A 6921-nucleotide genomic window follows, 5' to 3' on the forward strand; every position below is an offset into this window, starting at 1 on the left:
CCAACGGTTGGTCACGTGATCGCCACCCGCTGATAACGGTTGGGTCTCGTAGACGCTTTCTCGCAGGTCAGGACGTCGAAATTTCCGCGATGTCGAGGCCCTTGCCGGTCGCGAATGTCAGGAATGCGTCGTTCTCGTGCGGATCGCCGATGGTCACCCGCACTCCGTCGTCCGCGTACGGGCGGACCAGCACGCCCGCCTCCGCGCACGCTTCGGCAAACGCCGCCGACCGGTCTCCGAGCGGCAACCACACGAAGTTGGCGTAGCTCTCCGGCACGGGATATCCGGCGTCGACGAGCCCCGTCCGCACGCGGTCGCGCTCGGCGAGCACACTGTCGGTGCGCGCCAGCAGCTCGTCGGCGGCCGCCAGGGAGGCGATGGCCGCCTGCTGCGCGAGCGAGCTCACGCTGAACGGGGTGTGCACCTTGTTCAGGACTTTGATCACCGAGGGGTCGCCGACCAGGTAGCCGACCCGCAGACCGGCCAGACCGTAGGCCTTCGAGAAAGTGCGGAGCACCACGACGTTCGGCCGGCCGGCGGCGAGCACGACCCCGTCCGCCAGTTCCGCGCCGGGCTTCGGGCGGGTGTACTCGAAGTACGCCTCGTCGAGCGCGACGAGCACCTGCGGTGGCACCGCGTCGATGAACCGCTCCAGCTCCGCCCTGCCGAGCAGCGCACCGGTCGGGTTGTTGGGATTGCACACGAACACCACCCGGGTGCGATCGGTGATCGCGGCGAGCATCGCGTCGAGGTCGTGGCCGTGCTCGGGGGTGTTGGGCACCGGCACCGGTTTCGCGCCGGCCACCGCCGTCACCACCGGGTACGCCTCGAACGAGCGCCAGGAGAACACCACCTCGTCGCCGTCGTTGCAGGCCGAGAGCACCAGCTCCTGGCACAGGCTCACCGAACCGTTGCCCACGGCGATGTTCTCGGGCTCGACCCCCAGCCGTTCGGCCAGCGCGCCGATGAGCACGGCGGCCATGTTGTCCGGGTACCGGTGGACCGAGTACGCCGCCTCGGCGATCGCGTCGCGCACGCTGGGCAGGGGACCGACCGTGGTCTCGTTGCTGGCGAGCTTGATCGCGCCCGGAAAGCTGCGGCCGGGCACATAGGACGGGATCGAGACGAGGTCGGGGCGGGTCCGTGGGGTCACCAGCCGATTATGCGCCCGGCGATCACGTGCACTGTCGCGGTGGGTCGTGTCATCGTGGACGGTATGTCGGGAATCCACACTGCCGCGGCCCGGTTGCCGGACGGGTCGGGGCAGGTACCGCTGACCGTGTTCCGGCCGGAGGGCGCCCTTCGCGGTGGCATCGTGGTGTTGCACGAATCCCGCGAGTTTCCACCGGCCCTGCTGGCCTTCATGGAGGTGCTGGCTGCCGAGTGCTGGCTGGTCGTGGCACCGCACCTGTTCCATCGCGAGTTCACCGAGGACGACGAGGTGTTCGGGCAGAACCTGTTCGACGACGTCGATGCCGCGATGGACTGGTTGGTCCGCAGCGGGGTCTACCCCGACGCGGTCGGCGTGATCGGATTCGACGACGCCGGCACGGCGGCGCTCCTCGTCGCCGCGAACCGGCGGGTGGGGGCAGCGGTCACCGTCGCGGCGCACGGCATCCTGCAACCGCTGCGGCCCGACGTCCCCGCACTCGTCGAGGCCGTGCGCAGCCTGCAGGCGCCGTGGCTCGGTCTGTACGGCGAAGACGATCCCACGACCCCGCCCGGCGACGTCGAGCAGTTGCGCGAGGCGGCCGGACGGGCCGATGCGCCCACCTTGGTGATCGGGTATCCGGGGCTGGCGCATCGACCCGACGAGCCGCCCGTCGAGCACGACACGGCCGATCCCGAGACCGACCCGGCCGAGGCGGCGATCATCGACGCGCGGCGTCGGATCTTCGACTGGTTCGACTCGAACCTGCGCTGACCAGCCGTTTTGCGTTTGCTGTCCGAACGTGTGTAATCTTTCGTCCCGGCGGTTCGAGAGAATCGAAACCCCCCCAGGGAGGCGTGCCAGAGCGGCCGAATGGGACTCACTGCTAATGAGTTGTCCCCTTTACGGGGGACCGGAGGTTCAAATCCTCTCGCCTCCGCCACGTCGGTGCAGCGTCACCGGCGACAACTGAATACGAGAACTGCATGCAGGACACAACTGCGTGCACGAACTGCGCCCGTAGCTCAACGGATAGAGCATCTGACTACGGATCAGAAGGTTAGGGGTTCGAATCCCTTCGGGCGCACAGTGAAGAACCCCCACCGCTCCGGTGGGGGTTCTTTCGTCGTCGGTCCCGGAAGGGACCCTCACGAGTCGGTCAGACCGTGGTCGTACGCCTTGTCGAAGTCGTCGTTCACGAGGACGACGGTGCGGTCGATCCGGTCGATCATCGAGGCGGCGATCGAGGCCCGGTAGCCGGACCCGCAGTGCACCCAGACCTCCCCGTGCGGGACCTGGTCGAGCCGGTCGGCGAGGTCGTGCAGCGGGATGTTGACCGCCCCGCGCACGTGGCCGTCCTCGAACTCGTCCTTCTGGCGCACGTCGAGGACCCGGACCCGCTCGTTGTCGATCTCCCCGGTGAGTTCCGCGAAGTCCGAGACGCGGTACGACCGCAGTTCGTGCCCGTTGACGAGGGTGTGGATCTCGCCGACGGCCGCGCCGGCGAGTTCGTCGATACCGATGCGGACCAGCTCGCGCTTGGCGTCGGCGATCTGCTCGTCGCTCTCGCCGATGAGGGTCAGGGGCGCACCCCACTTGTAGAGCCAACCCAGGTAGGTGACGAAGGAGGTGGACAGTTCGAAGCCGAGCGTGCCGCCCAGGTGTCCTGCGGCGAAGGCGGTGCGCTCACGCAGGTCGACGACCCACTCGCCGGCGTCGATACGCCGGCGCAGCTCGGCCGGGTCGACCGGTTCCGGTGGCGACAGGTCGACCGACGACGGACCCGCCTTGTTGATCACACCCATGTGGGCGTAGTACGCGGGATAGGTGTTGAGTCCCGCGATGAGTTCGTCGACGTAGGCCTGCTCGTCACGGGTCAGCGCCGGGTTGACGTCGCGCTGCTGTCCCACGGTGGACGAGTCGCCGCTGGTGGGGGTGGCCGAGCAGAAGCTGCCGAAGCCGTGGGTGGGATACACCGGGGTGTCTGCCGGCACTTCGTCGGCGATCCGTCGCACGGAGTGGAACTGCGCGTGGGTCAGTTCCTCGGTGTACTGCGGGCCGACGAGGTCGGTGCGGCCGGTGGATCCGTACAGCATCGACCCGCCGGTGAAGATTCCGTGCGTGGCACCGGTCTCGTCGAGCAGCACATAGCTGACGTGGTGGTGGGTGTGCCCGGGTGTGTGCATCACCCGCAGCCGGATGGGACCGGCGTCGATCAGGTCGCCGTCGTGGACGGCGCGTCGCTCGTAGTCCACATCGTCGCCGGCCGGGACGATGTACTCGGCCTCGACGGCACGGGACAGTTCCAGCCCGCCGGTGACGTAGTCGTTGTGGATGTGGGTCTCGAGGACGTGGGTGATGCGCGCTTCGCGGTCGTTGGCGAGCGCGAGCACCCGGTCGATGTCGCGCTGGGGATCCACCACGACGGCCACGTCCGCCTCGGTGATCAGATAGCTGCGGTCGCCGAGACTCGAGGTTTCGATGATCGATACGTCCATGTCGGTGCCTTCCCACGGTGCTTTCTCACTATGCCCCCGGATACCCGGGGGCGTACGAAGAATGCGCCGGTTACGCGACGAGTTCCGGCTCAGCGCAGGAACAGGGTGTCCACCAGCACGTACGCGGCCACGACGAAGACGAGCCAGGCGAACCACCGCCGCAGCCGGTCGGTTTCCATGCGGGTACCGAGGTGACCGGCAACCAGTGACGCGACGACCGCGGCCCCGGCGAACGCCGCGGTGAGCGGCCAGTCGATGTCGGCGTCCCCGATGTGCGCGACGAGCCCGGCCGTCGAGTTGGCGACGATGACGATCAGCGAGGTCCCCACGGCGACGCTCATCTCCAACCCGAGGAGGATCACCAGCGCGGGGATGATCAGGAAGCCGCCTCCGACGCCGAACAGCCCGGTCAGGAAGCCCACTCCCACACCGGCCGGGATCGACCTCGGCGCGCATCGCTTCCAGTCGATGCCGGAGTCACCGGTCGTGCACGCGGTTCCGGCGTCGTCGTTCTCGCGCAGCATCCGGATGCCCGCCAGCACCATCACGGCGGCGAAGCCCACCAGCAGTACCGGCTGCGGCAGCAACGTGCCGACCGCCGTGCCCGCGAACGTCGCGGGGATGCCGGCCGCGGCGAACACCGCGGCCAGCCGCCAGTCGACCTGCCCGGCCCGGATCTTGGGGATCGCCCCGGACAGGGCTGCCGCCCGACGACGATCAGCGAGATGGGGATGGCCTGGCGGAACTCGAGTCCGAGGCCGTACACCAGGGCGGGAACCGCGAGGATGGATCCGCCGCCACCGAGGAGGCCGAGCAGGACCCCGAGGAGCGCTCCCAGAACGAGCGCGATTGCCGGTTCCACCGCATCCTCCCTTCGGTAGTCAGAAATCGGCAGTACCCGGTTCGGCCGCGGACAATGCGGCCTGCACCCGGTCCGCGGCCTCCACGGGATTCTCGTGCTCCCAGATCCGCACCACCGTCCACCCGGCCGCGGCGAGCGCGGCGTCGGTGTTCCGGTCCCGGGCCACGTTGGCGGCGAGCTTGGCGGCCCACCACTCGGCGTTGTTCTTCGGATCGGTGGCGTGCTGCGGGCAACGGTGCCAGAAGCACCCGTCGACATACACCGCCACTCGGCGACGCGGAAACACCAGGTCGGCGCGTCGACGGATGCCCTTCAGCGGCGCCCGATCGACGAAGTAGCGCACCCCGCGCCCGTGGAGCTCCCGGCGCAGGGCCACCTCGGGGACGGTGTCCCGGCGTCGCTGCCGTCTCATCCGGGCGCTGGTCTGCGGGTCGGTGGAGGGCACGGCAGCCGGATCCGTCCTCAGGCCGCGGCTTCGGGGAAGCCGCCCATGCGGTCGAGGTGGGACTCGACGTCGTCGAGGAAGCCGGGCACGAATCTCAGGTTGCCGGACCGGGCCCGCCGCAGGAATCCGGCCGTGGCCCGCGCGGACAGCAGTCGCGCGTCCTCCAGGTATCCCGCGAGGTCCTCGTACGGCTCCTGGACCGGCCAGTGCGACTCGTGCACCCGGAACGCTCGTCGCCGAGCCCCCCAGGCGGCACTCGGCCAGGGGTCCCCCGGCCGCAGCGGTGTCTCGTGGTCGGGGGAGTAGTCGATGGGCCGGCCGAGCCGTCCCCCGACCCAGGCCGCCATGCGGACGCTCACGGCGTTGCCGACGAGCCGCCACCGATGCCCGGTCCGAACGCCCGGTGCCTGGGTGGCGGGTGCGGTCCAGTCCGGGTCGAAGCCCTGGAGCCGTTCGGCGTCGATCAGACCGGGCGTGACGATCTCTCCCGACGGCAACCGCACCGCCGGCGGACTGGCGATGCCGACCGTGGACCCGCCCTTGAGGGTGGGCACGGCGTTGACCGCCCAGCCCAGACCGCGTACGCCTTCCGTCCAGTAGAAGCCGCACGGGTGGGTGTCGGGATCGCCTTCCGCGGGGGCACCGGCGTCCTCGCCGAAGAGCACCGCGCGGGGATCGTCGGTCCGCGAGGCGAGCATGAGCACCCGCTGTCGCCGCTGCGGAAGTCCGAACGCACGGGCGTCGACGACCCGGTACGCCCACGCGTACCCGAGATCTTCGAGCGCGTCGGTGATGTGACGCATCGCGGCGCCGCGGCCGAGTTGCAGCATGAAGGGGACGTTCTCGATGAGCAGCCAGCGCGGTCCCTGCTTGCGCCGCACCAACCGGAACACCTCGTCGACGAGGCCCGACCGGGAGCCGGTGATGCCGGCGGTCCGGCCGGCCTGCGACAGGTCCTGGCACGGAAAGCCCGCGGTGACGATCTCGGTTGCCTGAGGAAGGGAACGAAGGCGCGTGACATCGGTGTGCAGCGTCACGTCGGTGAAGCGAGCGCGAAGTACGGCTTGCGCTCCGGCGTCGATCTCGCAGAGCAGTTCGGTGCGCCAGCCGTGCTCGGCCAGTCCGAGCTCGAGTCCGCCGATTCCGGCGAACAATCCCACCATGTTCCCGGTCGACGTCACGGCACCCTTTCTCGCTTTGCTCACGGAGCACGTTACTCGAGAAATCGGGCGGCCCGTGCCGCGACGCGTGATGCCGTGATCACTGTCGCCGAAAGCCGGCACGGCTACCCGAGGGGACGCGACGACTCGAACGCGGCCTTCATCCGGACGACGGTCGCGATCCTTGCGGCGACGCGCGGTGCGACGTCACACGCACAGCCGTCCGACGCGTCTGCGTCGAGCTCGAGGAGGACCTCGTCGAGCGTGTCGAGCATGTCGTCGCAGGCGGCGGCGCACAGCGCCGCCGCGAGCGAACGCGGGTCGGGGCCATCCATCCGGGCCGGCTCGACGATCTCTGCGGGAAAGCCGCTCATGGGTCTCCTGTACCTGAGTGGGTGGCACGTAGCCCTCGGTAGATGAGACGCAGCCGGGCACAGGACGGTTCCGCGTCCCGGAAACACACGTACTCGAGCGCAAATGATGGCTCTGAGCTGGCGATTTGGCGTACAGCCGGATGTTCACGTAACTTATTCCAGGTCAGAGCGACACGGACACCGACCCGGCCCGCAGGGGCTCGGGACAACGAGGTTGGACGCAGGCGCCTGATTACCTTGATTGAGAACCTTCTGGTAAGGTTTCCAATCGCCCCGAGATCGGATCGGCCGCAGAGTTTTGACTCCGAAGGCCCCCGATGTTAGGCTGGAACGGTTGCCCCGGAGCAAGGCACTGAAGGTGCGGAGCGATGGTGTGTGCGTGTTCTTTGAGAACTCAACAGTGTGCCGATGAATGTCAGTGCCAAATTTTTT

The 6921-nt window shown here is 68.9% G+C and carries 6 protein-coding genes, 2 tRNA genes and 1 pseudogene; 3 read left to right on the forward strand and 6 right to left on the reverse strand.

The genetic code is table 11. From position 1 onward, the window contains the following. Positions 1 to 67: 67 nt before the first annotated feature. Entirely contained in the window at positions 68 to 1153 is a 1086-nt protein-coding gene (hisC, locus tag RR3_RS23150; RefSeq protein WP_010596148.1) for a histidinol-phosphate transaminase, read from the reverse strand. A gap of 63 nt (positions 1154 to 1216) precedes the next feature. Here hisC and RR3_RS23155 point away from each other — a divergent pair, with 63 nt between their 5' ends. From RR3_RS23155 to RR3_RS23165, 3 genes are all read left to right on the forward strand, one after another. Next, entirely contained in the window at positions 1217 to 1924 is a 708-nt protein-coding gene (locus RR3_RS23155) for a dienelactone hydrolase family protein (RefSeq protein ID WP_026138073.1), read from the forward strand. A 77-nt stretch (positions 1925 to 2001) separates the two neighbouring features. Next, positions 2002 to 2093, forward strand: a tRNA-Ser gene (locus RR3_RS23160). A 71-nt stretch (positions 2094 to 2164) separates the two neighbouring features. Next, positions 2165 to 2237 (forward strand) — tRNA-Arg (locus RR3_RS23165). Between the two features lie 61 nt (positions 2238 to 2298). Here RR3_RS23165 and RR3_RS23170 read toward each other — a convergent pair. The 5 genes and pseudogenes from RR3_RS23170 to RR3_RS23190 all read right to left on the reverse strand — a co-directional run bounded on the left by RR3_RS23170 (position 2299) and on the right by RR3_RS23190 (position 6489). Next, entirely contained in the window at positions 2299 to 3648 is a 1350-nt protein-coding gene (locus RR3_RS23170) for an MBL fold metallo-hydrolase (RefSeq protein ID WP_010596146.1), read from the reverse strand. A gap of 89 nt (positions 3649 to 3737) precedes the next feature. After that, positions 3738 to 4510, reverse strand: a pseudogene (locus tag RR3_RS23175) (sulfite exporter TauE/SafE family protein). Between the two features lie 19 nt (positions 4511 to 4529). Next, positions 4530 to 4955 (reverse strand): very short patch repair endonuclease, encoded by a 426-nt coding sequence (locus RR3_RS23180; protein WP_064066418.1) that lies wholly within the window; start codon positions 4953 to 4955, stop codon positions 4530 to 4532. Between the two features lie 17 nt (positions 4956 to 4972). Beyond that, positions 4973 to 6118: a DNA cytosine methyltransferase gene (locus tag RR3_RS23185; RefSeq protein WP_017682066.1), complete on the reverse strand. Its 1146-nt coding sequence runs from the start codon at positions 6116 to 6118 to the stop codon at positions 4973 to 4975. A gap of 122 nt (positions 6119 to 6240) precedes the next feature. Then, entirely contained in the window at positions 6241 to 6489 is a 249-nt protein-coding gene (locus tag RR3_RS23190; RefSeq protein WP_010596142.1) for a hypothetical protein, read from the reverse strand. Positions 6490 to 6921 lie beyond the last annotated feature (432 nt).

It is taken from the genome of Rhodococcus ruber NBRC 15591 (assembly GCF_001894945.1).
GTDB classification, from domain to species: Bacteria; Actinomycetota; Actinomycetes; order Mycobacteriales; family Mycobacteriaceae; genus Rhodococcus; species Rhodococcus ruber.

Bases quoted from the DNA above. Each gene is read 5' to 3' on its own strand.
- RR3_RS23155 (WP_026138073.1), top strand. From the start codon at position 1,217: ATGTCGGGAATCCACACTGCCGCGGCCCGGTTGCCGGACGGGTCGGGG.
- RR3_RS23190 (WP_010596142.1), bottom strand. From the start codon at position 6,489: ATGAGCGGCTTTCCCGCAGAGATCGTCGAGCCGGCCCGGATGGATGGC.
- RR3_RS23185 (WP_017682066.1), bottom strand. From the start codon at position 6,118: ATGGTGGGATTGTTCGCCGGAATCGGCGGACTCGAGCTCGGACTGGCC.
- RR3_RS23170 (WP_010596146.1), bottom strand. From the start codon at position 3,648: ATGGACGTATCGATCATCGAAACCTCGAGTCTCGGCGACCGCAGCTAT.